The sequence below is a fragment of the Mycolicibacter virginiensis genome (genome assembly GCF_022374935.2).
Lineage (GTDB): Bacteria > Actinomycetota > Actinomycetes > Mycobacteriales > Mycobacteriaceae > Mycobacterium > Mycobacterium virginiense.
In genome coordinates this window covers 2,646,824-2,671,914 of the sequence record NZ_CP092430.2, presented here as the reverse complement: position 1 = coordinate 2,671,914, position 25,091 = coordinate 2,646,824, and the positions used below count along the sequence as shown (strand labels likewise).

General features: G+C 67.9%; 21 protein-coding genes. 12 read left to right on the top strand and 9 right to left on the bottom strand.

Going from position 1 to position 25,091, the window contains the following annotated elements:
- The first annotated feature begins 109 nt into the window (after positions 1 to 109).
- The 4 genes from uvrC (at position 110) to whiA (ending at position 5,144) form a co-directional block, all read left to right on the top strand.
- Entirely contained in the window at positions 110 to 2,068 is a 1,959-nt protein-coding gene (gene uvrC / locus MJO54_RS12770; RefSeq protein ID WP_046283020.1) for an excinuclease ABC subunit UvrC, read from the top strand.
- Positions 2,065 to 3,000: an RNase adapter RapZ gene (rapZ, locus tag MJO54_RS12765; protein ID WP_046283019.1), complete on the top strand. Its 936-nt coding sequence runs from the start codon at positions 2,065 to 2,067 to the stop codon at positions 2,998 to 3,000. The genes uvrC and rapZ overlap by 4 nt, the downstream gene beginning before the upstream one ends.
- Positions 3,001 to 3,090: 90 nt before the next feature.
- Positions 3,091 to 4,170 (top strand): gluconeogenesis factor YvcK family protein, encoded by a 1,080-nt coding sequence (locus tag MJO54_RS12760; RefSeq protein WP_046283018.1) that lies wholly within the window; start codon positions 3,091 to 3,093, stop codon positions 4,168 to 4,170.
- Positions 4,167 to 5,144 (top strand): DNA-binding protein WhiA, encoded by a 978-nt coding sequence (whiA, locus tag MJO54_RS12755; RefSeq protein ID WP_105295195.1) that lies wholly within the window; start codon positions 4,167 to 4,169, stop codon positions 5,142 to 5,144. The genes MJO54_RS12760 and whiA overlap by 4 nt, the downstream gene beginning before the upstream one ends.
- A gap of 18 nt (positions 5,145 to 5,162) precedes the next feature.
- Here whiA and MJO54_RS12750 read toward each other — a convergent pair whose 3' ends face one another.
- Entirely contained in the window at positions 5,163 to 6,596 is a 1,434-nt protein-coding gene (locus MJO54_RS12750; RefSeq protein ID WP_240175981.1) for a glycosyltransferase family 39 protein, read from the bottom strand.
- A gap of 282 nt (positions 6,597 to 6,878) precedes the next feature.
- Here MJO54_RS12750 and MJO54_RS12745 point away from each other — a divergent pair, with 282 nt between their 5' ends.
- The 5 genes from MJO54_RS12745 (at position 6,879) to secG (ending at position 12,076) form a co-directional block, all read left to right on the top strand.
- The gene (locus MJO54_RS12745; RefSeq protein WP_046283016.1) at positions 6,879 to 8,639 is read left to right on the top strand and encodes a DUF3556 domain-containing protein; all 1,761 of its coding nucleotides are present in this window, start codon (positions 6,879 to 6,881) and stop codon (positions 8,637 to 8,639) included.
- Between the two features lie 103 nt (positions 8,640 to 8,742).
- Positions 8,743 to 9,765, top strand: coding sequence for a type I glyceraldehyde-3-phosphate dehydrogenase (gap, locus tag MJO54_RS12740; RefSeq protein WP_046283015.1), 1,023 nt, complete (start codon positions 8,743 to 8,745; stop codon positions 9,763 to 9,765).
- A 13-nt stretch (positions 9,766 to 9,778) separates the two neighbouring features.
- Positions 9,779 to 11,017 (top strand): phosphoglycerate kinase, encoded by a 1,239-nt coding sequence (locus MJO54_RS12735; RefSeq protein ID WP_046283034.1) that lies wholly within the window; start codon positions 9,779 to 9,781, stop codon positions 11,015 to 11,017.
- Positions 11,014 to 11,799: a triose-phosphate isomerase gene (tpiA, locus tag MJO54_RS12730; protein WP_046283014.1), complete on the top strand. Its 786-nt coding sequence runs from the start codon at positions 11,014 to 11,016 to the stop codon at positions 11,797 to 11,799. Before MJO54_RS12735 ends, tpiA begins: the two co-directional genes overlap by 4 nt.
- 43 nt (positions 11,800 to 11,842) lie before the next feature.
- The gene (gene secG / locus MJO54_RS12725; protein ID WP_046283013.1) at positions 11,843 to 12,076 is read left to right on the top strand and encodes a preprotein translocase subunit SecG; all 234 of its coding nucleotides are present in this window, start codon (positions 11,843 to 11,845) and stop codon (positions 12,074 to 12,076) included.
- A gap of 52 nt (positions 12,077 to 12,128) precedes the next feature.
- Here secG and MJO54_RS12720 read toward each other — a convergent pair whose 3' ends face one another.
- From MJO54_RS12720 to tkt, 6 genes are read right to left on the bottom strand one after another with little or no spacing between them, the layout of a single operon-like run.
- Positions 12,129 to 12,527, bottom strand: a complete 399-nt coding sequence (locus tag MJO54_RS12720; protein ID WP_046283012.1) for an ATPase — start codon at positions 12,525 to 12,527, stop codon at positions 12,129 to 12,131.
- 13 nt (positions 12,528 to 12,540) lie between these two features.
- Entirely contained in the window at positions 12,541 to 13,278 is a 738-nt protein-coding gene (gene pgl, locus MJO54_RS12715) for a 6-phosphogluconolactonase (protein ID WP_046283011.1), read from the bottom strand.
- On the bottom strand, positions 13,275 to 14,186 hold the full coding sequence (gene opcA, locus MJO54_RS12710) for a glucose-6-phosphate dehydrogenase assembly protein OpcA (RefSeq protein WP_046283033.1): 912 nt from the start codon (positions 14,184 to 14,186) through the stop codon (positions 13,275 to 13,277). The genes pgl and opcA overlap by 4 nt, the downstream gene beginning before the upstream one ends.
- Positions 14,183 to 15,739, bottom strand: a complete 1,557-nt coding sequence (gene zwf, locus MJO54_RS12705; RefSeq protein WP_046283010.1) for a glucose-6-phosphate dehydrogenase — start codon at positions 15,737 to 15,739, stop codon at positions 14,183 to 14,185. Before zwf ends, opcA begins: the two co-directional genes overlap by 4 nt.
- Before the next feature lie 4 nt (positions 15,740 to 15,743).
- Positions 15,744 to 16,856 carry a transaldolase gene (gene tal / locus MJO54_RS12700; protein ID WP_064889802.1) on the bottom strand — a complete coding sequence of 371 codons (1,113 nt, stop codon included), beginning with the start codon at positions 16,854 to 16,856 and terminating at the stop codon, positions 15,744 to 15,746.
- Between the two features lie 33 nt (positions 16,857 to 16,889).
- Positions 16,890 to 18,989: a transketolase gene (tkt, locus tag MJO54_RS12695; RefSeq protein ID WP_046283032.1), complete on the bottom strand. Its 2,100-nt coding sequence runs from the start codon at positions 18,987 to 18,989 to the stop codon at positions 16,890 to 16,892.
- A gap of 229 nt (positions 18,990 to 19,218) precedes the next feature.
- Between tkt and MJO54_RS12690 the strand changes: the two genes are divergently transcribed.
- Positions 19,219 to 20,142, top strand: coding sequence for a heme o synthase (locus MJO54_RS12690; protein WP_046283008.1), 924 nt, complete (start codon positions 19,219 to 19,221; stop codon positions 20,140 to 20,142).
- Here MJO54_RS12690 and MJO54_RS12685 read toward each other — a convergent pair.
- The gene (locus MJO54_RS12685; RefSeq protein ID WP_046283007.1) at positions 20,139 to 20,618 is read right to left on the bottom strand and encodes an NUDIX hydrolase; all 480 of its coding nucleotides are present in this window, start codon (positions 20,616 to 20,618) and stop codon (positions 20,139 to 20,141) included. The two genes, MJO54_RS12690 and MJO54_RS12685, sit on opposite strands and share 4 nt — an antisense overlap.
- A 169-nt stretch (positions 20,619 to 20,787) precedes the next feature.
- Between MJO54_RS12685 and MJO54_RS12680 the strand changes: the two genes are divergently transcribed.
- Complete coding sequence (locus tag MJO54_RS12680) at positions 20,788 to 22,338, top strand: PPE family protein (protein WP_240175980.1); 1,551 nt, start codon at positions 20,788 to 20,790, stop codon at positions 22,336 to 22,338.
- Positions 22,339 to 22,400: 62 nt separating this feature from the next.
- On the top strand, positions 22,401 to 23,993 hold the full coding sequence (locus MJO54_RS12675) for a PPE family protein (RefSeq protein ID WP_046283030.1): 1,593 nt from the start codon (positions 22,401 to 22,403) through the stop codon (positions 23,991 to 23,993).
- A gap of 103 nt (positions 23,994 to 24,096) precedes the next feature.
- Here the strand turns inward: MJO54_RS12675 and MJO54_RS12665 are convergent, their stop codons facing one another.
- Complete coding sequence (locus MJO54_RS12665) at positions 24,097 to 25,080, bottom strand: quinone oxidoreductase family protein (protein WP_046283006.1); 984 nt, start codon at positions 25,078 to 25,080, stop codon at positions 24,097 to 24,099.
- Between the last annotated feature and the right edge of the window lie 11 nt (positions 25,081 to 25,091).

Below are 25,091 nucleotides of genomic sequence, written 5' to 3'. Positions count from 1 at the left end.
ACGACCCGCTTCGCCCGACTCCGTCGCGCTTGCGATCGTCGTGACCCTGTGGCGACGACCCGCTTCGCCCGACTCCGTCGCGCTTGCGATCGTCGCTAGCCTGGTAGCCGTGGCAGACCCCGCGACCTATCGTCCGGCGCCCGGGTCAATCCCCGTCGCGCCCGGCGTCTACCGGTTCGTCGACCCGCACGGCCGGGTCATCTACGTGGGCAAGGCGAAAAGCCTGCGGTCACGGCTGACGTCCTACTTCGCCGACATCGCCGGCCTGCACCCGCGGACTCGCCAGATGGTGACTACCGCCGCCAAGGTGGAGTGGACGGTGGTCAACACCGAGGTCGAGGCGCTCCAGCTGGAATACAACTGGATCAAAGAGTTCGACCCGCGGTTCAACGTCCGCTACCGCGACGACAAGACCTACCCCGTGTTGGCGGTCACCTTGAACGAGGAGTACCCGCGGCTGATGGTCTACCGCGGGCCACGCCGCAAGGGAGTGCGCTACTTCGGGCCCTACTCGCATGCCTGGGCGATTCGCGAAACCCTGGACCTGCTGCTGCGGGTCTTTCCGGCCCGCACCTGCTCGGCGGGCGTCTTCAAGCGTCACCAGCAGATCGGCCGGCCCTGCCTGCTCGGCTACATCGGCAAGTGCTCCGCGCCGTGCGTCGGTCGGGTCAGCGCCGAGGAACACCGGCGGATCGTGGACGACTTCTGCGACTTCCTGGCCGGCAAGACCGACCGGCTGGTCCGCAGTCTCGAGCAGCAGATGCTGGCTGCCTCCGACGAACTGGACTTCGAACGCGCCGCGCGTCTGCGCGACGACGTCGCCGCCCTGAAACGCGCCCTGGAGAAGCAGGCCGTGGTGCTTGGCGACGGGACCGACGCCGACGTGGTGGCGTTCGCCGAGGACGAGCTGGAAGCGGCGGTTCAGGTGTTTCACGTGCGCGGCGGCCGGGTGCGTGGGCAGCGCGGCTGGATCGTCGAGAAGCCCGGCGACCCCGGCGATGCCGACAGCTCCCTGGGGCAGCTGGTCGAGCAGTTCGTCACCCAGTTCTACGGCGACCAGGCCGAACTGGAAGGCGCGGCCGACGAGCCGACCAACCCGGTGCCACGCGAGGTGCTGGTGCCGTGCCTGCCGGCCAACGCCGACGAGCTGACCAGCTTGCTTTCTGAGCTGCGCGGTTCGCGGGTCTCGCTGCGGGTCCCGCTGCGCGGCGACAAGCGGGCGCTGGCCGAGACGGTCGAGCGCAACGCCAAAGATGCACTGCAACAACATAAGATGAAGCGGGCCGGGGATTTCACGGCCAGATCCGCTGCGCTGCAGAATATTCAGGAATCCCTGGGCCTGTCCGACGCCCCGCTGCGCATCGAATGCGTCGATATCAGTCACGTGCAGGGCACCGACGTCGTCGGTTCGCTGGTGGTGTTCGAGGACGGCCTGCCCCGCAAGTCGGACTACCGTCACTTCGCGATTCGGGAGGCCGCCGGGGAGGGACGCTCCGACGATGTGGCCTCGATCGCCGAAGTGACGCGGCGCCGGTTCCGTCGGCACCTGGATGCCGAAGTCCTTGCTCCCGAAGGAAAATCGCGTAAGTTCGCCTATCCGCCCAACCTCTACGTGGTGGACGGCGGTGCGCCGCAGGTCAATGCCGCGGCCGCGGTGCTGGCCGAGCTCGGCATCACCGACGTCGCGACCATCGGCCTGGCCAAACGATTGGAGGAGGTGTGGGTGCCGTCCGAACCGGACCCGATCATCCTGCCCCGGCAGAGCGAAGGGCTCTACCTGTTGCAGCGGATCAGGGACGAGGCGCACCGGTTCGCCATCACCTACCACCGAAGCAAGCGGTCCAAGCGGATGACGGAGTCGGTGCTGGACGCGGTGCCCGGGCTGGGCGAGCATCGACGCAAGGTGCTGATCTCCCATTTCGGTTCGGTGGCACGACTGAAAGGGGCTACCGTCGAAGAGCTCACCTCGATCCCGGGGATCGGCGCGGCGACCGCCGCGGCTGTCCTCGAGGCGCTGGGAGCCGACGGCGCGGCGGGCGCCGCTGAACAGCAACGGATGTCGGGATGACCACGGAATCACCGAAAGGCGTACGGGAGCGCGATGTCGCCGGACCCGGAGACGGCGCCGGTATCGATGTGGTCCTGGTGACCGGGCTCTCCGGGGCGGGGCGCGGAACCGCGGCGAAGGTCCTGGAGGACCTGGGTTGGTACGTCGCCGACAACCTGCCTCCAGACCTGATCACCCGCATGGTGGATCTGGGGCTGGCGGCGGGGTCCCGAATCACCCAGCTGGCAGTCGTGATGGATGTGCGCTCGGCCGGTTTCACCGGCGATCTGGACTCGGTGCGCACCGAACTGGCCACCCGTGGCATCAATCCGCGCGTGCTGTTCATGGAGGCCAGCGACGACGTACTGATTCGGCGTTACGAGCACAACCGCCGCAGCCACCCGCTGCAGGGCCAGCAGACCCTCACCGAGGGGATCGCGGCCGAACGGATCATGCTGGCGCCGGTGCGTGCGGTGGCTGATCTCGTCATCGACACCTCGGTGCTCAGCGTGCGCGAGCTGCGGGAGAGCATCGAGGAGATGTTCGGCGGCGACGCGGTCATCGCGCCCACGTCGATCACGGTGGAGTCCTTCGGCTTTAAGTACGGCCTGCCGATGGACGCCGACATGGTCATGGACGTGCGCTTCCTGCCCAACCCGCATTGGGTCGACGAACTGCGTCCGCACACCGGGCAGCATCCGGCGGTACGCGACTACGTTCTGGGCCAGCCCGGCGCCGATGAGTTCCTCGAGGGCTACCACCGGCTGTTGGCCCTGGTCGTGAGCGGCTATCGGCGAGAGGGAAAGCGGTACATGACCCTGGCCATCGGGTGCACCGGCGGCAAACACCGCAGTGTGGCCATCGCCGAGGCGTTGGCGCGGCTGCTGGATGCCGAGGACGACAACGACGAGCTGTCGGTGCGAGTGCTGCACCGGGATCTGGGCCGCGAATGAGTTGCGCCGGCGACGATGCAGGGGGGCGCCCTCGGCCGCGCAGCGGCGAGGGGGACGGAGCTTGCGGAGCGATGAGGAGGAGCGGCGCCAGTGAGCGTTGAGCCCGCGCATGGCAATCCGAGCATCGTCGCGCTCGGTGGTGGGCATGGCCTGTACGCGACATTATCGGCTGCCCGCCGGCTGACCCCACACGTCACCGCAGTGGTGACCGTTGCCGACGACGGCGGCTCGTCGGGTCGGCTGCGCGGTGAGCTCGACGTGGTGCCGCCCGGTGACCTACGGATGGCGCTGGCGGCGCTGGCCTCAGACACCCCGAAGGGCCAGCTGTGGGCGACCATCTTGCAGCACCGCTTCGGCGGCTCCGGTGCCCTGGCCGGACACCCGATCGGCAATCTGTTGCTGGCCGGTCTGAACGAAGTGCTGGCCGACCCGGTGGCCGCGCTCGACGAACTCGGCCGGATGCTGGGAGTCAAAGGGCGGGTGCTGCCGATGTGCCCGATAGCGCTGCAGATCGAAGCCGACGTGGCTGGGTTGGAAGCCGACCCTCGACTGTTCCGGCTGATTCGGGGCCAGGTGGCCATCGCAACCACCCCGGGCAAGGTGCGCCGGGTGCGGCTGTTGCCGGGCAACCCGCCGGCCACGCGCCAGGCGGTGGACGCCATCATGTCCGCGGATCTGGTGGTGCTCGGCCCGGGCTCGTGGTTCACCAGCGTGATCCCGCACCTGTTGGTGCCAGGGCTGGCCTCGGCGCTGCAGAACACCACGGCCCGACGCGCCCTGGTGCTCAACCTGGTGGCCGAACCGGGGGAGACCGCCGGATTCTCCGTGGAGCGACACCTACACGTATTGGCTCAGCACGCGCCGGGTTTCACCGTCGACCACATCATCATCGATGCAGGCCGGGTGCCCAGCGAACGCGAGCGTGAGCAGCTGCGGCGTGCCGCCACGTTGTTCGCTGCCGAGGTTCGGTTCGTGGACGTGGCGCGACCTGGTACACCTTTACATGACCCAGGAAAGTTGGCGGCGGCGCTGGACGGGGTTCGGAGCATCGACGTATCGACGTTGACCGTTCCGACACCGGTCGCGACGCATGCCGAGGGCGGGGGCCGGCAATCCGGCGTGAGTGGACCGAGCGGGCTCGGGCCGGGAGGTGACAAGTCGTGGCGATGACGGCCGAAGTCAAGGACGAGCTGAGCCGTCTCGTGGTCAGTTCGGTGAGTGCACGCCGCGCCGAGGTCGCGGCGCTGCTGCGCTTCGCCGGCGGACTGCACATCGTGGCCGGTCGGGTCGTGGTCGAAGCCGAGGTGGACCTGGGGGTCATCGCGCGGCGGCTGCGCAAGGACATCTTCGACCTGTACGGCTACAACGCGATCGTGCATGTGCTCACCGCCAGCGGGATGCGCAAGAGCACCCGCTATGTGCTGCGCGTGACGAAGGACGGTGAAGCTCTGGCCCGTCAGACCGGGCTGTTGGACCTGCGCGGGCGCCCGGTGCGGGGCCTGCCAGCCCAAGTTGTCGGTGGCAGTGTCGCTGACGCCGAAGCTGCCTGGCGGGGAGCCTTTTTGGCGCACGGATCCCTGACCGAGCCGGGCCGCTCGTCGGCCCTGGAGATCGGCTGCCCGGGCCCGGAGGCCGCCCTGGCACTGGTCGGCGCGGCGCGCCGGCTCGGGGTCAGTGCCAAGGCCCGCGAGGTGCGGGGCGCGGACCGGGTGGTGGTGCGCGACGGCGAGGCGATCGGGGCGCTGCTGACCCGTATGGGTGCCCAAGACACCAGGCTGGTCTGGGAAGAGCGTCGGATCCGCCGCGAGGTGCGGGCGACCGCTAACCGGCTGGCCAACTTCGACGACGCCAACCTGCGCCGCTCCGCGCGGGCGGCCGTGGCGGCGGCGGCGCGGGTGGAACGGGCGCTGGCGATCCTCGGCGACACCGTGCCCGATCATCTGGCTTCGGCCGGCAAGCTGCGCGTTGAGCACCGGCAGGCTTCCCTGGAGGAGCTGGGTCGGCTGGCTGACCCGCCGATGACCAAAGACGCGGTGGCAGGACGCATCCGGCGGCTGCTGTCGATGGCCGACCGCAAGGCCAAGCAGGACGGCATTCCCGACACCGAGTCGGCGGTCACCCCAGAGCTGCTCGAAGACGCCTAGCGGGTCCGGCGTTAGCCGTCAGTGGAAATGGCTAAGGGATGGCCACATTTCGGCCCAGGTGCCGCGAGGCTGCTGACACAGATAAATCGTGCGATCGGTTTCCCAGGTGTGTTCGCCATCGTCGGCGATGATCGGCGCCAATTCCGTCACTTCGGACCAGTACTCAAGTAGGTAACTGCGCGGGAAGTCGCCCACGCAAAGCACGGTGTCCGGGCGGCCCTTCGGCGGGCCCCACAGGGCGTAGTTGTTATGCGCGCTGTAAACCGGATGGCGAAGGTCGGCGGCTGGCCCCAGAATGCTCAACGCGCCGGCTTCGGTGTAGTAACCGGTGAAGATCGGAACGTGTGCGGGCAGCGATGAAGCCGCGGCGACGACCTGTTTGGTGAACTGCGGCCAGCCGTATGTCGAGGCAAGCCACGGGTTGATCGAGCGCAACGCCTGGGCCGTCGAGACCGGCAGCACCGGCAGGCACAGCAGAACGGCGCCCACGAACGACGCCGCAAGAGTGGCCGTCCAGCGCAGCGGCGGCCAGCCATGCTCGCCCATTCCGTTGAGATGCAAGCGGGCTGTACGAGCGGACTCGACACGTACTGCTCCGGCCGCGAACAGCACTGCGAACACCGGGGCCGCGTAGTAGGGCCGGCCGCTAGCGCAGGTGAAGATGACCAATGCGACCGCAACCACGACCAAGGTCCAACGATGCTCACGCTGGGCCGGTGACGCCAACCATCGGATCCCGAACACCCAGAGCACCACCAGTAGCGGGCCGGCAAGCCCGATTGTCAGCAGTGGCAGTTGAATCAATGAACCCAGCGTGTCGCGCGAATGTTGCGAGATCATCCGCGCAAACTGCAGATTCGGCCACCCATGCTGCGCCATCCACCAAAGGTTTGGGGCGGCGACGAGAACCGCCAGGCCGGCGGCAAGCCAGGGCCGTGGTGTACGCAGCGTCTCGCGCCGGAACATCACCAGGCCCGCGGCGATTCCAGCAATCAGTACTACGGCGGTGTGTTTATTCTCCAGCCCGATTCCGGCGGCCGCGCCGGCAAGTAGCCAGGATGGCGTGGTGTCGAGGCGTAGTGCCCGCGCCACCAGCGTGAGCACGGTCAGCCAGACCAATTGATCGGTGACTGTTGGGCCGAAAAACATGGAGAGGCCGACGAATGCCGGACAGGCTGCAACGGCGGCGGCAGCCATGACCTGGGCCAGACGACGGCCGCCGAATTCCGCCGCCAGCAGAGCCGCCGACACAACGCACCCGACGTGCGCGGTAATAGCCAACAACCGCACCGTGAATAGACCACCACCGGGGAGAGCTTCGGCGGCATGCGCGAGCAGCGGCACCAGGGGTGGTTGATCGACATATCCCCACGCCGGGTGGCGGCCGCAAATTACGAAATAGAATTCATCGGGAAACCAGCCGTATCGCGTCGCTACCGCCACGTGCACCATGGCGACCGCAGCCGCCACAATCGCCACTGGCCGCCAAGCTATCGCGGGACGAATTGCAACCGTTGAATCGCCCAATGACTCGACCGCCGTCCCGCAGGTAAAAATGTGCTGAAGGCAGATCCTAGGTGTGGCAACCCAGCGATAGTGAACGGCGTGGCTCTCAGGAGCGGGTGCGGCCCCCGGCATCGACATGGGTACCAGGCTGAGCAGCCTCAAATCGCTTCGCACGCCTGCGCGTACGGCTATAACTGAACGCGGCACACGGCAGGGAGTGAGGACAGCATGGGGTTCATCAAACCGACGGTTCCCGACGTCGACCCCGAAACGTGGCGCGCCACCCCATGGCCGAAGCGGATCCAGGTGTGCAGCAGGCACTGGGCCGAACAGGGTTTCGGCACCCCGTCCGGTGTCTACCTGATCTACCTGGTCAAGGTCGCGGCCTACGTCGCAGGCGCCGCGGCGGTCATCGCACTGACCCCGGGCCTGGGCGAGCTCGGCCACATCGCCGACTGGTGGACCCAACCGATCGTCTATCAGAAGCTCGTCGTCTTCAGCCTGCTGTTCGAGATCCTGGGATTGGGCTGCGGATCCGGCCCGCTGACCGCCCGGTTCTGGCCGCCCATCGGCGGTGTCCTGTACTGGTTGCGGCCCAACACCATCCGATTGCCGCCCTGGCCCGACAAGGTCCCGTTCACCCGCGGCGATTCCCGCACCGTAGTCGATATCGCGTTGTATGCCGCCGTATTGGGTTCCGGTGTCTGGGCGTTGCTGTCAGCTGGGCAGGGCGATCCCGGCCCGGTAGGTCTGTTGGACCCGGTGGTGGTGGCGCCGATGGCGGTCGCACTGGTGCTCCTGGGCCTGCGGGACAAGACGATCTTCCTGGCCGCCCGCGCCGAGCACTACGGCCTGACGTTGCTGGTGTTCTTCTTTCCCTACGTCGACCAGATGGCCGCGTTCAAGCTCATCATCCTCGGGCTGTGGTGGGGTGCGGCCACCTCCAAGCTCAACCACCACTTTCCCTATGTGGTCGCGGTGATGACGAGCAACAATGCCCTGCTGCGCGCAAAGATCTTCACCGGGCTCAAACACCGGATGTACCGCGATCACGTCAACGACCTGCGCCCTACCCGGATACCGCAGCTGATGGCGCACGTCGGCGGCACTACAGCCGAGTTCGTCGTACCGGCGCTACTGGTGCTCGTCGCCGGCGATCACCCGTGGCGCTGGTTCTTGATCGCGTTCATGGTGGTCTTTCACCTCAACATCCTGTCCAACCTCCCGATGGGAGTCCCGTTGGAATGGAATGTGTTCTTCGGATTCTCGCTGTTCTTCCTATTCGGACAGCACCCCGAAGTCAGCGTCTATGACCTGCGGTCGCCGTTGTTGATGGCCATCCTGTTCATCGGACTCATCGTGATCCCGGTCGCCGGAAACATGTTTCCGCAGCAGATTTCGTTCCTTCCGGCCATGCGCTACTACGCCGGAAACTGGGCGGCCAGCTTCTGGTGCTTCCGCGCCGGCACCGAGGACATCGTGGAGACCAACGTGGTCAAGAGCTCGGCGCTGGTCATCAACCAATTGGCGAAGTTCTATGACCAGTCCACCGCCGACCTCGTCGCCGACAAAGTCCCGGGAGCATTCCGAGCCATGCATCTGCAGGGTCGGGCGCTGAACGGTCTGCTGCCCCGAGCGTTGAATGGAGCGGCCAACGTGGCCGACTACAGCATTCGCGACGGCGAGATCATCGCCGGTCCGCTGATCGGGTGGAACTTCGGTGAAGGCCACCTTCACAACGAGCAGCTGCTCGCGGCCGTGCAGCGCCGCTGTCAGTTCGCCGAGGGTGACCTGCGGGTGATCGTGCTCGAAGGCCAGCCCATCCACCGCAAAGAGCAGGCCTACCGGATTGTCGACGCCAAATCCGGGCTGATAGAAGCCGGTTACGTGGCCGTGGCTGACATGCTCAGCCGCCAGCCCTGGCCCGAACCCGGCGACGAGCTGCCCGTCCGCCGTACCGAGGGTCCTGTGGGCTCGGTCACGCACTAGCGTTGATGGCCGGGACCTGCTTTACCCGGCTTCGCCGCGTTCGCAATCCCGGCTAGGCTGACGGCCGAATACACCAGCAATCTAAGAACACGAGGAGAGACCAGTGACGGTCCGGGTAGGCGTGAACGGCTTCGGCCGCATCGGGCGGAACTTCTTCAGGGCATTGGACGCTCAGAAGGCCCTGGGTAACAACACCGACATCGAGATCGTCGCGGTCAACGACCTGACCGACAACGCCAGCCTGGCGCACCTGCTGAAGTTCGACTCGATCCTGGGCCGGCTGCCCCACGACGTCAGCCTCGAAGGCGACGACACCATCGTCGTCGGCAACACCAAGATCAAGGCCCTCGAGGTCAAGGAAGGCCCGGCGGCCCTGCCCTGGGGTGACCTGGGTGTCGACGTCGTCGTCGAGTCCACCGGTATCTTCACCAACGCCGCTAAGGCCAAGGGCCACCTGGACGCGGGTGCCAAGAAGGTCATCATCTCCGCGCCGGCCACCGATGAGGACATCACCATCGTGCTGGGCGTCAACGACGACAAGTACGACGGCAGCCAGAACATCATCTCCAACGCCTCGTGCACCACGAACTGCCTCGGCCCGCTGGCCAAGGTGCTCAACGACGAGTTCGGCATCGTCAAGGGCCTGATGACCACCATCCACGCCTACACCCAGGACCAGAACCTGCAGGACGGCCCGCACAGCGACCTGCGTCGCGCCCGCGCCGCCGCGGTCAACATCGTGCCCACCGGCACCGGTGCCGCCAAGGCGATCGGCCTGGTGCTGCCCGAGCTGAAGGGCAAGCTGGACGGCTACGCACTGCGGGTGCCGATCCCCACCGGTTCGGTCACCGACCTCACCGCCGAGCTGAGCAAGTCGGCGTCGGTTGAAGACATCAACGCCGCCATGAAGGCCGCCGCCGAGGGACCGATGAAGGGCATCCTGAAGTACTACGACGCCCCGATCGTGTCGAGCGACATCGTCACCGATCCGCACTCGTCGCTGTACGACTCCGGGTTGACCAAGGTCATCGACAACCAGGCCAAGGTGGTCTCCTGGTACGACAACGAGTGGGGCTACTCCAACCGTCTGGTCGACCTGATCGCTCTCGTCGGCAAGTCGCTGTAACGCGATCGTGGCTGTGTCTTCAGTCAAGGCTGTCTCTGACCTGATCGCCGAGGGTGTTTCGGGTCGGGGCGTGCTGGTGCGCTCCGACCTGAACGTCCCGCTCGACGATGGAAAGATCACCGACCTGGGCCGGATCACCGCCTCGGTGCCCACGCTGCGCGCGTTGGTCGAGGCCGGCGCCAAGGTCGTGGTGACCGCCCACCTGGGCCGGCCCAAGGACGGTCCGGACCCCAAACTGTCGCTGGCGCCGGTCGCGGCCGCGCTCGGCGAGCAGTTGGGCCGGCACGTCCAGCTGGCCGGTGACGTGGTCGGCACCGACGCGCTGGCCCGCGCCGAAGGCCTGACCGACGGCGACATCCTGTTGCTGGAGAACATCCGCTTCGACGCGCGGGAGACCAGCAAGGACGACAGCGAGCGCCTGGCTCTGGCCCGGGCGCTGGCCGAGCTGGTGGCCGCACCGGATGGTTCGCCGGGGGCGTTCGTCTCCGACGGATTCGGTGTGGTGCACCGCAAGCAGGCCTCGGTCTACGACATCGCCACGCTGTTGCCGTCGTATGCCGGGACGCTGGTCGCCGCGGAGATCCAGGTGCTGCAGCAGCTGACCGAGTCCACCGAGCGGCCCTACGCCGTGGTGCTGGGCGGGTCGAAGGTCTCCGACAAGCTGGGCGTGATCAAGTCGCTGGCGACCAAGGCCGACAGCATCGTGATCGGCGGCGGCATGTGCTTCACCTTCCTGGCAGCCCAAGGCCTTGAGGTCGGAACTTCGCTGCTGGAGGCCGACATGGTGGACACCTGCCGGCAACTGCTGGATGAATACGCCGACGTACTGCGGTTGCCGGTGGACATCGTTGTCGCCGACAAGTTCGACGCCGCCGCCACCGGCGAGGTCGTCGCCGCAGACGCCATTCCGGACGGAAAGATGGGCCTGGACGTCGGCCCCGGTTCGGTGGAGCGGTTCGCCGCGCTACTGGGCAACGCCAAGACCATCTTCTGGAACGGGCCGATGGGCGTGTTCGAGTTCCCGGCGTTCGAGGCCGGCACTCGGGGAGTGGCCGAAGCGATCGCAGCTGCCACGGCAAAGGGCGCCTTCAGCGTCGTCGGCGGGGGCGACTCCGCCGCGGCGGTACGGGCGCTGGGACTGAGTGAGGACGGTTTCTCGCACATCTCCACCGGCGGCGGGGCGTCCTTGGAATACCTTGAGGGCAAACCACTGCCAGGGCTGCAGGTTCTGGAAACCGGAGGTTCGGAATGAGTCGTAAGCCGCTGATTGCCGGCAACTGGAAGATGAACCTCAACCACTTCGAGGCCATCGCACTGGTGCAGAAGGTGGCTTTTGCGCTGCCGGACAAGTACTTCGACAAGGTCGATGTCACGGTGCTGCCGCCGTTCACCGACCTGCGCAGCGTGCAGACCCTGGTCGACGGAGACAAGCTTCGGCTGACCTTCGGCGCCCAGGACGTCTCGCAGCACGACGCGGGCGCCTACACCGGCGAGGTCAGCGGGGCGTTCCTGGCCAAGCTGGGCTGCACCTTCGTCGTGGTCGGGCACTCCGAGCGGCGCAGCTACCACGGCGAGGACGACGCGCTGGTCGCCGCGAAGGCCGCCGCCGCCCTCAAGCACGGCCTGACCCCGATCATCTGCATCGGCGAGCACCTGGAGATCCGGGAGGCCGGCAGCCACGTCGAGCACTGCCTGGAGCAGTTGCGCGGCTCGCTGGCCGGGCTGAGCGCCGAGCAGATCGGTGCGAGCGTCATCGCCTACGAACCGGTGTGGGCCATCGGCACCGGCCGGGTGGCCGGTGCGGCGGACGCGCAGGAGGTGTGTGCGGCCGTGCGCGCCGAACTGGGCAAGCTCGCCTCGCCCAAGATCGCCGACACCGTCCGGGTGCTCTACGGCGGATCGGTCAACGCCAAGAACGTCGGAGAACTCATCGGTCAGCCCGATGTCGATGGCGGCTTGGTCGGCGGAGCGTCGCTCGACGGCGAACAGTTCGCGATGCTGGCGGCGCTGGCAGCCGGCGGGCCCCTCCCTTGACCCGGCGCCGGGTCCGGCCCAGGGCGAACGGTAGGGTAGCGGCATGATCTTGACGCTGCAGATTCTCTTGGTGATCACCAGCCTGCTGGTGATTCTGCTGGTGCTGCTGCACCGCGCCAAGGGTGGCGGCCTGTCGACCCTGTTCGGTGGCGGTGTGCAGTCCAGCCTGTCCGGCTCGACGGTGGTCGAGAAGAACCTGGACCGGCTGACCTACTTCGTCATCGCCATCTGGCTGATCTCCATCATCGCCGTCGGCCTGCTCATCAAGTACGCCTGATTCCGACCGGCCGCGGCGAATACGCCGCGGTCCGGCCGGGTTCGGCCGCGCGTCAGCGCACCACCCGGTTGCGCATGGCGTTGAACACGCCGCGCACGGCGTTCTCGGTCGCCGCCAGTGGCGACATCGCCGTCTCGCCGACTTCGACCAGGTAGTCGATCCGGTTGACGATGGCCTCCACCGGTTCGATCAGCGTCACCAGGCGACGGGCCAGATCATCCAGGCTCGCCATGGTCTCCTCAAGGTGATCCAGGCCGCCGCCGAGGCGCTCGATCGTGGCGTTGAGGTTGGCCAAGGAACTGTTGAGCTCATTCATGGTGCCGCCCAGACCGCCGAGCACATCCTCGAGCTGCCCCACTGTCACGTCGGCGTTCAGCGCCGCCTGAGCCAAAGTCTTGAGCCGCTTACGTTCCGTGCCGGTGCCTGAGCTTCTGTCTGCCATAGCGCTCATTATGACGTGCGCATTAGCCGGGCAGCTGCGATGCCGCCGCCTCGTCGAGCAGCCACACCGTCTGCTCACGCCCCGTGGCTCCGGCGGCGGGCACCGCGATCGGGTCGGCGCCACCGACGGCGGAGGCGACCGCCTCGGCCTTGGACTCACCGGCTACCACCAGCCACACCTCGCGGGAGCGCTGGATCGCGGGCAGTGTCAGCGTGATTCGGCGCGGGGGCGGCTTGGGTGAATCAGGTACCCCAACCACCAGCCGGGTGGTCTCCTTCACGGCCGCGGTGTCGGGAAACAGCGAGTTGATGTGCCCCTCGGGGCCCATACCCAGCAGGTGCACGTCGAAGTCCGGCGCGGGCTGGCCCGGCTCGGCGTTGGCCGCCAACACCTCCTGGTAGGCCTGCGCGGCGGCGTCGAGGTCATCGCCGTAGTCACCGTCGCTGGCCGGCATGGCGTGCACGTTGGCGGCCGGGATCTCGATGCGGCCCAACAACGCTTCGCGGGCCTGCTTGTCGTTGCGGTCGGCGTCGTCCGCCGGAACGAAGCGGTCGTCACCGAAGAACAGATGCACCTTTGTCCAATCGATCCGCGCGGCGTGCTCGCCGAGGCGATGCAGCAACGCGATACCGTTACCGCCACCGGTCAGCACCACCAACGCCCGGCCCCGCGCGGCGATGGCCAATTCGACGGCATTGGCCAGCCGGTCACCAGCAGCGGCGACCAGCGCGTCGGCGTCGGGGTAGGTCGCAACGATCACAGATACTCCACTTCTTCCAGGCCCGTCAGCGCGGCGCCGTAAATAACGTCGGCATCGAGCCGGCGCAGGTCTTCAGCCAGACACTCCGCGGTCACCCGGCGGGGCAGCGGCACCAGTGCCGCCGGCCTTCCGGTGCGGCTCAAAGTGGCGGTGACCCCGTCTTGGGGGCGGCTCAGTGCCACGGTCTCGCTGTCGCGGGTCAATTCGATCTTCAATTCGCCGACCGCACGCCGCACCGGGCCGTCGATGCGACTGGCCAGCCAGCCGGCCAGGATGTCCAGGGCCGGTTCGGTCGCCAGCCCGGAGACCACCGCCGAGCGGATCGGCTCGAACGGTGGTTGATCCAGCGCGGAGGCGAGCAGCGCCCGCCAGTAGGTGATGCGACTCCACGACAGGTCCGTGTCACCGGCGGTGTAGCCGTCGCGGCGGCTGTTGATCGCCGCCCGGGGATCGGGGGCGTTGGTGGCGTCGGTGATTCGCCGCAACGCCAGGGCCCCCAGCGGGTCGGTGGCCGGCGCCACGGGCGCGACATCGGGCCACCACGCGACCACCGGGATATCGGGCAGCAGGAAGGGCACGACGACCGCGTCGGCGTGGCCGGCCAACGGGCCGTACAGCCGGAGCACCACCACCTCGCTGGCGCCCGCATCGCCGAACATTCGCACCTCGGCATCCAAGCGGGACTCACCGGCATCGGGGTCGCTGCTGACCACCGCGATCACCCGGCTCGGGTGTTCTTGGCTGGCGATGTTGGCCGCCGCGATGGACTCATCGAGCAGGGCGTCTGTTTCCAGCGCGATGATCAGCGTCAGCACCCGGCCCGTCGTCGCCGCACCGACCTGCTCGCGGATCGCGTTGAGCTTCTTGTTGATCGCGGTGGTGGTGGTGTTCGGCAGTTCGATAATCATGGGCGCCGCCATTCCCGCCCGGTTCGGGTGAGCATGTCGAACGCCGACTGCGGTCCCCAACTTCCGGCCACATACGGCTCGGGCTTACCGTGCTCGGCCCAGTTCTCGAGCACTGGATCGAGTATCTCCCAAGACAATTCGACCTCGGCGTTGACCGGGAACAGGGAGGGCTCGCCCAACAGCACATCCAGGATCAGCCGCTCGTAGGCCTCCGGTGAATCCTCGGAGAACGTCGAGCCGTAGGAGAAGTCCATGTTGACGTCGCGGACCTCCATCAGGTGGCCGGGCACCTTGGACCCGAACCGCAGGGTGATTCCCTCGTCGGGCTGCACCCGAATCACCAACGCGTTCTTGCCCAATTCGTCGGTCATGGTGTCGTCGAACGGCAGGTGCGGTGCGCGCTTGAACACCAGCGCGATCTCCGTGACCCGCCGGCCCAGGCGTTTGCCGGTCCGCAGGTAGAACGGGACGCCGGCCCAGCGCCGCGTGTCGACCTCCAGGGTGATCGCCGCGAAGGTCTCGGTCCGTGAATCGTGGGCGAACCCTTCCTCGTCGAGCAGGCCCACGACGCGTTCGCCGCCCTGCCACCCGGCGGCGTATTGCCCGCGAGAGGTGGTCTCATCCAGCGGCTGTGCCAGCCGGGTGGCCGAGAGCACCTTGATCTTCTCGGCCTGCAGCTCGGCAGGGGAGAAGCTCACCGGCTCCTCCATCGCCGTGAGGGCCAGCAACTGCAGTAGGTGGTTCTGGATCACGTCCCGGGCAGCTCCGATGCCGTCGTAGTAGCCGGCTCGCCCGCCCAAGCCGATGTCCTCGGCCATGGTGATCTGCACGTGGTCGACGTAGTGGGCGTTCCAGATCGGGTCGAACAGCTGGTTGGCGAAGCGCAGCGCCAGGATGTTCTGGACCGTCTCCTTGCCCAGGTAGTGGTCGATCCGGAACACCGACTCTTCCGGGAAGACACTGTTGACCACACTGTTGAGCTCGACCGCGCTGGTCAGGTCGTGACCGAACGGCTTCTCGATCACCACCCGGCTCCACCGGCCGTCGCGCGGCCGAGCCAGCCCCGTCGAGTGCAGCTTCTCGCAGACCACCGGGAAGGCGCCGGGCGGGATCGACAGGTAGAAGGCGTGATTGCCGCCGGTACCGCGCTCGGCGTCGAGTTCTTCGAGGGTCTGCGCTAGCCGGGCAAAGGCCTCGTCGTCATCGAATGTGCCGGTGACGAAACGAAATCCGGACGCCAGTCGGTCCCACACCACCTGCCGGAACGGGGTCCGGGCGTGCTCCTTGACGGCCTGGTAGACCACGTCGGCGAAGTCCTCGTCGGCCCAGTCCCGGCGGGCGAAACCGACCAGCGCGAAGGTCGCCGGCAACAATCCGCGGTTGGCCAGATCGTAGATGGCCGGCATGAGCTTGCGCCGGGCCAGGTCGCCGGTGACTCCGAAAATCACCACGCCGCAGGGGCCGGCGATGCGGGGCAGGCGTTTGTCTCGCTTGTCTCGCAGCGGGTTCTGCCACCCCGAGGGGGTGTTTCGCGCTGCCCCGGCGCCGGCCATCAGATCACTTGGCCTCTTCGAGCTGCGTTGCCGTGGCGTCCAACAGTTCGCCCCAGGAAGCTTCGAACTTCTCGACGCCCTCGTTCTCCAGCACCACGAACACATCGGTCAGGTCGATGCCCACCGCCGCGAGTTGGTCGAAGACCTGCTGGGATGCCGCGGCGGTCCCGGCGATGGTGTCACCGGTGATGTCACCGTGGTCGGCGACGGCGTCCAACGTCGGTTCCGGCATGGTGTTGACGGTGTGGGCCGCGACCAGCTCGGTGACGTAGAGGGTGTCCGGGTAGTCCGGGTTCTTGACCCCGGTCGACGCCCACAACGGCCGCTGTACCCGCGCACCGTCGGCCGCCAGCGCGGCGAAGCGCTCACCGGCGAAGACTTCCTCGTATGCCGCGTAGGCCAATCGGGCATTGGCGAGACCGGCCTTGCCGCGCAGCGCCAGGGCCTCGGCCGAGCCGATCTTTTCCAGCCGGGCGTCGATCTCGGTGTCCACCCGGGAGACGAAGAACGACGCTACCGAGTGGATCTTGGCCAGGTCGTGTCCGGCGGCCTTGGCGGCCTCCAGGCCGGCCAGGTAGGCATCCATCACCTCGCGGTGGCGTTCGACGGAGAAGATCAGCGTGACGTTGACCGAAATCCCTTCGGCCAGTACCGCGGTGATGGCCGGCAGGCCCGCCTTGGTGGCCGGGATCTTGATGAACAGGTTGGGCCGGTCGACGATCTTCCACAGCTCGACGGCCTGGGCCACGGTCTTGTCGGTCTCGTGGGCCAGCCGCGGATCGACCTCGATCGACACACGCCCGTCCACACCGTCGGTCGCCTCCCACGCAGCAGACAGCACGTCGCAGGCGTTGCGCACGTCGTCGGTGGTGACGGTGCGGATCACCGCGTCCACATCGGCGCCGCGAGCGGCCAGCTCGGCCAGCTGCTTGTCGTAGGCGTGGCCCTTCTCCAGAGCTTTCTGGAAGATGGTCGGATTCGTGGTCACCCCGACCACACTGCGGGTGGCGACAAGCTCGGCCAGGTTGCCCGACGTGAGCCGATCGCGGGACAGATCATCGAGCCACACCGACACGCCTGCGGCGCTGAGAGCGGCAAGCTTGGGATTCTGAGTCATGTTGCGCTCCTTCTCAATCGGTTTCGATTGACGTCAGTTTTCCAGTGTTCTCATCGCGGCGGCGACGACAGCCTCCGCGGTCAGGCCGAACTCACGGAACAGCGTTTGGTAGTCGGCGGACTCGCCGTAGCGCTCGATCGACACGATTTCGCCGGTGTCGCCGACGATCTTGTGCCAGCACTGTGCGATACCGGCTTCAACCGCCACCCGAGCCGACACCGACGGCGGCAGCACCGCGTCGCGGTAGTCGGCCGGCTGCGATTCGAACCACTCCAGACACGTCATCGACACCACGCGGGCGTTGATGTCCTTGGCCGCCAAGAGTTTCTGCGCTTCGACCGCGAGCTGCACCTCCGAACCGGTGGCGATCAACACCACGTCGGGGTCCTCGGCACCGGCGGCTTCGAGACCGCCCAGCACGTAGCCTCCGCGGGCGACGCCTTCGGCGTCGGTGCCCTCGATGATCGGCACGTTCTGCCGGGTAAGGATCAGCCCGACCGGACCGCTGCTCGCGCCGCGGGCCAGCACCGTGCGCCAGGCGTAGGCCGTCTCGTTGGCGTCCGCCGGCCGCACCACCGACAGGCGGGGGATGGCACGCAACGCCGCCAGGTGCTCGATCGGCTGGTGCGTCGGACCGTCTTCGCCGAGCCCGATCGAGTCGTGCGTCCACACGTAGATCGGGTCGATGTCCATCAGCGCCGCCAACCGCACCGCGGGCCGCATGTAGTCGGAGAACTGCAGGAACGTGCCGCCGTAGGCGCGGGTGGGCCCGTGCAGCACGATGCCGGACAGGATCGAGCCCATCGCGTGCTCGCGAATCCCGAAGTGCAGGGTGCGGCCGTAAGGGTCGGCGGTGTACTCGCCGGTGGAGATCGACGCCGGTCCGAACGACTTGACGCCGTCCATGGTGGTGTTGTTGCTGCCCGCCAGATCGGCTGAGCCGCCCCACAATTCAGGAAGCTTTGCGCCCACCGCGTTGAGCACCTTGCCGGATGCGGCGCGGGTGGCAACGGCCTTGGAGCCGGGCTCCCAGTACGGCAGCTCGGCGTCCCAGCCCTCGGGCAGTTCACCGGCGATCAACCGGTCCAGCAGCGCCTTGCGCTCCGGCTCGCGGGCCGCCCAGGACTCGAACTGCTCCTGCCATTCGGCGCGGGCCTGCTTACCGCGTGCCACCAGCCCGCGGGTGTGGGTGATCACGTCTTCGCGGACGTCGAACGCCTTGTCCGGGTCGAATCCGAGGGCGGACTTGGTGGCGGCCACCTCGTCGCCGCCGAGCGCGGAACCGTGGATGGCGCCGGTGTTCATCTTGCCCGGGGACGGGTAGCCGATGATCGTGCGCAGCGAGATGAACGAGGGCTTGTCGGTGACGGCCTTCGCGTTGGCGATGGCCTCCTCGATGCCGGTCACGTTCTCGCCGCCCTCGACCTCCTGGACGTGCCAGCCGTAGGACCGGTAGCGGGCCGCGGTGTCCTCGCAGAGGGCGATCGCGGTGTCGTCCTCGATGGAGATCTTGTTGTGGTCGTAGAACACGATCAGGTTGCCCAGCTGCTGAACGCCGGCCAGCGAGGAGGCCTCACTGGTGACGCCCTCCTGAATGTCGCCGTCGGAGGCGATCACGTAGACGAAGTGGTCGAACGGGCTCTCGCCGGGCGCGGTGTCGGGGTCGAACAGACCGCGCTCGTAGCGGGCGGCCATCGCCATGCCGACCGCCGAGGCCAGGCCTTGTCCGAGCGGGCCGGTGGTGATCTCCACACCCTTGGTGTGGCGGAACTCCGGGTGGCCCGGCGTCTTGGAGCCCCAGGTGCGCAATGCCTCGATGTCGGCCAGTTCCAGCCCGAAACCGCCCAGGTAGAGCTGGATGTACAGGGTCAGGCTGGAGTGCCCGCAAGACAACACGAACCGGTCACGACCCAGCCATGTGGTGTCGGACGGATCGTGGCGCATCACGCGCTGGAACAGCGTGTAGGCCAGTGGAGCGAGGCTCATCGCGGTGCCCGGGTGGCCGTTGCCGACCTTCTGCACCGCGTCAGCGGCCAGCACCCGGGCGGTGTCGACTGCGGTGGAGTCGATCTCGGCCCAGTCTGCGGGGTGGTGCGGTTGGGTAAGGGCGGAGATCTCTGCGGCAGTGGTCACGAACGTCGGGTCCTCATCTTCGAGATAGGTCTTCAAAACAAGCCTGGCTGGTTCTCACCCTAATGCGGGCATGTGCAGTGTTGCAGGTCCGGTCGCCGTGTGGATTCGCCGTGAATTGACCCTGCGATTCGGACGACCTGGCCAAGCGGTCTACCATCGTCCGTAGTAGAAGCTGGCGTCCGTCCGAAGTCGAAGCTGGCGTCGCAGCTGCCATCCTAGGAGTCATCACGTGAGTATTCGCGAGCGCGCACAGCCGCGCCGAATACGCGCCGTGCGCAGCACGTTGTTGGCGTACCTGTCGCTGACCAAGCCCCGAATCATCGAGTTGCTGCTGGTCACAACCATTCCAGCGATGCTGTTGGCCGACCGCGGCACGGTGAATCCGCTGCTGATCTTCAACACGCTGATCGGCGGGATGCTGGCCGCCGCCAGCGCTAATGCGCTGAACTGCGTGGTCGACGCCGACATCGACAAAGTGATGAAGCGCACCGCGCTCCGCCCGCTGGCCCGCGAGGCGGTGCCGACCCGCAACGCCCTGGTGTTCAGCCTGGGGCTCGGTGCCGGCTCGTTTGTGTGGCTGTGGCGCACCACGAACTTGATATCGGGCCTGCTGGCCGTGGCCACCATCGCGTTCTACGTGCTGGTCTATTCGATGATGCTCAAGCGCCGTACCTCCCAGAACGTGGTGTGGGGCGGAGCGGCCGGCTGCATGCCCGTGGTGATCGGCTGGTCGGCGGTCACCGGCACCATCGGCTGGCCCGCGCTGGTGATGTTCCTGGTGATCTTCTTCTGGACGCCGCCGCATACCTGGGCGCTGGCGATGCGTTACAAGGAGGACTACGCGGCGGCGGGGGTGCCCATGCTGCCGGTGGTCGCCAGCGAGCACGTGGTCACCCACCGGATCGTGGTCTACACCTGGGCGACCGTGCTGGCGACGTTGGCGCTGGTGCCTGCTGCGGGGTGGCTGTACGCGGCGGTCGCGGTACTGGCCGGCGCCTGGTTCCTGGCCATGGCTCACCAGCTCTACGCGGGCGTGCGGCGTGGTGAGCCGATCAAGCCGCTGCGGCTGTTCCTGCAGTCGAACAACTATCTGGCGCTGGTCTTCTGCGCGCTGGCAGTCGACTCAGCGATCGGGCTGCCCACCCTGTTCTAGGACCCCGCGCTCCACTCGAACCGGGTTTCGGTGCCCGCGTCGAACGCGGCGTTGATCCGACTCCGCATCCGCTCCGGCATGACGGGCAGCGCGGTACGCGGGTACCAGCGCGCGTCGGTGCTCTCGTCATCGGCGGGGTAGGGCTCGCCGGCCACCCAGCGCATCACGAAGACGTGGTCGAGGTACTGCGCCTGATCACCGTTGACGTGGATGACGGGCGGTGTGACGTGCACCCAAGCCAGCCGCTCGGGCATCGCGGTGACCCCGGTTTCCTCAGCGACCTCGCGCGCGGCGGCGTCAGCCGGCTCTTCGCCGGGGTCGACGATCCCCGTCACCGGCGCCCAGATGCCGTTGTCGGCGCGTTCGACGAGCAGCACCTCGTCGCCGCGGATGACCACCGCCGTCACGCCGATCAGCCACAGCGGGGCATGACCTATCTGCGCCCGGAGATCGACGATGAACTGCGGAGTCGGCATGTGATCGATCGTGCCAGTCGGCTCGGTTCATCTCACAGCATTGGCCCAGGTAACGCGAGGGTGGCGCACCTTGTGCGCGGACTACCGCAGGTATTCAATCGATGATAATGACAATCATATTCAACAAGTTGGCGGGCGTCGGGCCGTGACCGCCGCCTTGCCGGTGTGGATGGCCTCGCCGCCCGAGGTGCACTCCGCCTTGCTGAGCGCCGGCGCGGGACCCGGACCACTGCTGGCGTCCGCTTCCGCGTGGTCGGCGCTGGAAGCCGAGTACGCCGACGCCGCTGATGAACTATTGGCGCTGCTGGGCTTCGTTGAGGCCGGGGCGTGGCAGGGCCCGAGCGCGCAGGTGTATGCGACGGCGCACTCGCCCTACCTGGCGTGGCTGAGGCAGGCCAGCGCGGTCAGCGCGGCAACTGCGGCCCAATACGAAGCGGCCGCCGGGGCTTATGTGAGCGCCGTCGCCGCCATGCCGACGCTGCCGGAACTGGCCGCCAATCACGTCACCCACGGGGTGTTGGTGGCGACGAACTTCTTTGGGATCAACACCATTCCGATTGCGCTCAACGAGGCCGACTACGCGCGGATGTGGGTGCAGGCTGCGGCAACGATGGCAACGTATCAAGCGGTCAGCGGCGCAGCGGTGGCCTCGGTGCCGCACACCCCGGCGGCGCCCCCGATCGTCAAGACCGATGCACAACCCGCCGATGACGACGAGGGCACCGACCCCACGGTCAACGATCCGCTGGATCAGCTGATCGCCAAGATTCTGCAGACTGCCAGCAACGGGCAGATCAATTGGGATCCCGCCCACGCCATGATGAACGGGATTCCCTATGACGAGTACGTCGATCCCAACCAGCCGATGTTCTGGCTGGTGCGGGCACTGGAACTGTTGGAGGACTTTCAGCAGCTCGGCGTGAACTTCCAGCAGAACCCCGCACTGGCGTTCCAGTACCTGGTTCAGCTCGCCGAGTTCGACTGGCCGACACACCTGGCCGAGATCGGCTCGTGGCTGGCCCAGTCGCCCCAGTTGTTTGCCGCCGCGATCGGCGTGCTGGTCGCCCCGGTGGGCGCGGTGGGAGGTTTCGCTGGGCTGGCCGGATTGGCCGGCCTTCCGCAGCCTTTCGCGCCGCTGCCGCTGGGCACCCCTCCCGATGCCCTGGTCGGGGTCGGATCCGGCTCGGCAGGAGCGCCGGCGCCCGCGATGCCGTCCGCACCGGCCCCGGCGCCGGCTCCAGCACCGGCGCCCGCGACGGCCGGCGTCAGCGGACCCGCGCCGGCGGCGCCGCCCCCGCCACCGGGCGCCGCGCCGTTCTTCCCGCCGTATCTGCTCGGCCCGCCCGGCATCGGCGCCGGGTCCGGCATGCCTGTCGGAACGGGGGCATCGCGCATGGCCTCCGCGCCGCGTGGTTCGGTTGCTGCCGCTGCGGCAGCCGCGGCCGAACGCGATCAGCAGCGGGCCCGACGCCGCAAGCGCACCAAGCTGCGCCGGCCCGACGACGGCGTCATGAACCTCAACGTCGAGGTGACGCCGGATTGGGTGGAGCCGGCTGAGGCGAGCGTGACCACGTCGTCGCGCGGAGCGAGCGGATTCGCCGGCACGGCGGCCCGCGACGGCGCTCCGGCCGGGGGATTGACGGTGTCGGCGGGCGGCGCATTCGACGACGCGCCGCGCATGCCCTTGCTGCCGGGCAGTTGGCCGGACGAAAACGGGTAGGAGTTCGGCAACCCGAAACTATTGATTCGCTAGAGTGAATCCTTGTGTTCGGGCCGGTGTGGATGGCGTCTCCTCCTGAGGTGCACGCAACCCTGCTCAGTGCCGGACCCGGCCCCGGTCCGCTGCTTGCGGCCGCGGGCGCGTGGTCGTCGCTGAGCGTGGCCTACACCACGGCGGCGCAGGATCTGAGCGCACTGCTGGGATCGGTGGCGGCCGGGCTGTGGAGCGGTGTGGCCGCTGAGCAGTACCAGGCGGCGCATCTGCCATATCTGGCGTGGCTGTATCGGGCCAGCACCGACAGCGCCAGGATGGCGGCCGCGCACGACCAGACGGCGGGGGCCTATGCCGCCGCGCTGGCGGCGATGCCGACGTGGGCGGAACTGGCCGCCAATCACGTCACCCACGGGGTACTGGTGGCGACGAATTTCTTTGGGATCAATACGATTCCGATCGCCGTCAACGAGGCCGACTACCTCCGGATGTGGGTGCAGGCTGCCACCACGATGGCGACCTATCAGGGGGTCTGTGACGCCGTGGTCGCGTCGAGCCCTCAGGCCACCGTGGCTGCCCCGATCCAGAACTCGGCCGCGGACTCATCACCGCCCCCATCGTGGCAGAATCCGTTGCAGGGACTGCTGGATTTCCTTGAGCCGATCTTGAAGAGTCTCGGTATCCAAGACGGTGTGACCGCCCATGATCCGATGGTCTCCAACGCCTTGACCACCGCCGTCTCGAATTTTCTGCAGAACTTCGGGATCAACTGGAATCCCGCCGCCGGCACCCTCAACGGCCACGTCTACGACTTCTACGTCAACGCCGCGGACCCGATGTGGTACATGGCCAGGTCCCTGGAGCTGTTCGAGGACTTCCTCTACATCAGCCAGGATCCGAGCCAGATCATTCCGGCGCTGCAGTACTTCGCGGCGCTGGCGCTCTTCGACTGGCCGACGCATATCGCGCAGTTGGCGACGACGATCAGTCAATCCCCGGCGCTGTTCGTCGCCGCGGCGGGTGCCGTGATGGCTCCCGCCGGCGCGCTGGGTGGCCTCACGGGTCTGGCTGGACTGGGTCTGCCTGCACCCGGACCGGTTGCCGCCGCGGCGCCACCGGTGTTTGTCGCGGATGTGTCGGGTGTCGCGGTGGGCCCGTCTGTGGTGACGCCGCCCACCGGTCCGCCTGCCGGACCACCGGCGTCCGCCCCGGCCGGTGCGAGCACACCGGCTCCGGCACCTGCGCCTCCGGCGGCGGCGCCTGCGAGCGCGCCGCTGATGCCCTACCTGATCGGTGGCGGACCCGGCATCGATTACGGTTCGGGTCTCGGCGCGCACGTCGGCGCCCCGGCTGCGGCCAGAAGGAAGTCGCCGACCCCCGATGCGGCCGCGGCGCAGGCGGCAGAGGCTGCTCGCCGGTCCAGGCGCGCGCGCCGACGCAAGACCAGACCGGGCCACGATGACGCCGTGATGGATCTGACGGTCGGCGTCAGCCCGGACTGGGGGCCGACCCCGGCGTCGGATCACGGCGCCGGCGAGTTGGGACGCACCGGCGCCGCACGCACCGAGCAACCCCGGCCGACGGGGCTGACCCGGGTGGCAGCACCCCAATTCGCCGACGGCCCGCGGCAGCCGCTGCTGCCCGAGACCTGGAACGGGGGCTGAGCGCTTGCGATCCCACTGCGCCCGGCTCCGCCGCGCTTGCGGTCCCCGCTAGGCCGATGGCGGTGACCCCCTGCGCCCGGCTCCGCCGCGCTTGCGGTCCCCGCTAGGCGTCCAGCACGATCGAGCCGACAGTCTGGCGGCCCTGCAGATCGCGGTGGGCTTGGGCCGCGTCGGCCAGCGGATAGTGCCGACTCACCGTCACGGCGATCGTGCCGTTGCCGATCGCCTCGAACAGTTCTCCGGCACGCCAGGTGAATTCCGGTGCGGTACGGGTGAAGTGGGCCAGGTTGGGACGCGTCAGGTAGACCGAGCCCGCGGCATTGAGCCGCTGCGGGTCCACCGGCGGCACCGGACCGCTGGCAGCGCCGAACAGCACCAAGGTGCCCCGGACGGCGAGGCTGGCCAGGCTGGCGTCGAATGTCGCCGCGCCCACCCCGTCGTACGCCGCGACCACCCCGCCGTCGGCCAGCTCCCGGACCCGGGCGCCGAACGCCGCGGCGTCTTCAGGGGCTGAGCCGGGGTAGTCGAGCACCTCCACGGCGCCGGCTTGCCGCGACAATTCGGCCTTGGACGGACCCGACACCGTGGTGATCACCCGAGCGCCGAGTGCGGTGGCCCATTGGGTCAGGATCAGTCCCACCCCGCCGGCGCCGGCGTGCAACAACACGGTGTCGCCGGACTGTATGGGATACACCGACTTGATCAGGTAATGCGCCGTCAGGCCTTTGAGCAGCGCGGCCGCGGCCACGTCGGCTGCAATGCCCTCGGGGAGGGGGGCGGTCAAAGACGCTGGGGCCGTGCAATATTGGGCGTAGGCGCCGGTCGCTGCCGCCGTCACCACGCGATCACCCACCGCCAATGCGGTCACTCCCGCGCCGACCTCGGCGACCGTGCCCGCGGCTTCACTGCCCACCACGAACGGCAGCTCGGCGGGGTAGATCCCGGAGCGGAAATACGTGTCGATGTAGTTGACCCCAACGGCCTCGACCCGGATCAACACCTCACCGGAGGCAGCGGAGGGCTGTGGTCTGTCGACCAGGTTCAGGACTTCGGGGCCGCCGGTCGCGGCCACTTCCACGGCGTGCATGGTGACTATCA

Excerpts from the sequence above, each read along its gene's own strand:
- MJO54_RS12665 (WP_046283006.1), bottom strand. The coding sequence starts at position 25,080 with ATGCACGCCGTGGAAGTGGCCGCGACCGGCGGCCCCGAAGTCCTGAAC.
- secG (WP_046283013.1), top strand. The coding sequence starts at position 11,843 with ATGATCTTGACGCTGCAGATTCTCTTGGTGATCACCAGCCTGCTGGTG.
- tal (WP_064889802.1), bottom strand. The coding sequence starts at position 16,856 with ATGACTCAGAATCCCAAGCTTGCCGCTCTCAGCGCCGCAGGCGTGTCG.
- MJO54_RS12720 (WP_046283012.1), bottom strand. The coding sequence starts at position 12,527 with ATGAGCGCTATGGCAGACAGAAGCTCAGGCACCGGCACGGAACGTAAG.
- zwf (WP_046283010.1), bottom strand. The coding sequence starts at position 15,739 with ATGGCCGGCGCCGGGGCAGCGCGAAACACCCCCTCGGGGTGGCAGAAC.
- MJO54_RS12675 (WP_046283030.1), top strand. The coding sequence starts at position 22,401 with ATGGCGTCTCCTCCTGAGGTGCACGCAACCCTGCTCAGTGCCGGACCC.
- whiA (WP_105295195.1), top strand. The coding sequence starts at position 4,167 with ATGACGGCCGAAGTCAAGGACGAGCTGAGCCGTCTCGTGGTCAGTTCG.
- MJO54_RS12680 (WP_240175980.1), top strand. The coding sequence starts at position 20,788 with ATGGCCTCGCCGCCCGAGGTGCACTCCGCCTTGCTGAGCGCCGGCGCG.
- rapZ (WP_046283019.1), top strand. The coding sequence starts at position 2,065 with ATGACCACGGAATCACCGAAAGGCGTACGGGAGCGCGATGTCGCCGGA.
- opcA (WP_046283033.1), bottom strand. The coding sequence starts at position 14,186 with ATGATTATCGAACTGCCGAACACCACCACCACCGCGATCAACAAGAAG.
- MJO54_RS12750 (WP_240175981.1), bottom strand. The coding sequence starts at position 6,596 with ATGGTGCACGTGGCGGTAGCGACGCGATACGGCTGGTTTCCCGATGAA.
- MJO54_RS12685 (WP_046283007.1), bottom strand. The coding sequence starts at position 20,618 with ATGCCGACTCCGCAGTTCATCGTCGATCTCCGGGCGCAGATAGGTCAT.
- tpiA (WP_046283014.1), top strand. The coding sequence starts at position 11,014 with ATGAGTCGTAAGCCGCTGATTGCCGGCAACTGGAAGATGAACCTCAAC.
- MJO54_RS12745 (WP_046283016.1), top strand. The coding sequence starts at position 6,879 with ATGGGGTTCATCAAACCGACGGTTCCCGACGTCGACCCCGAAACGTGG.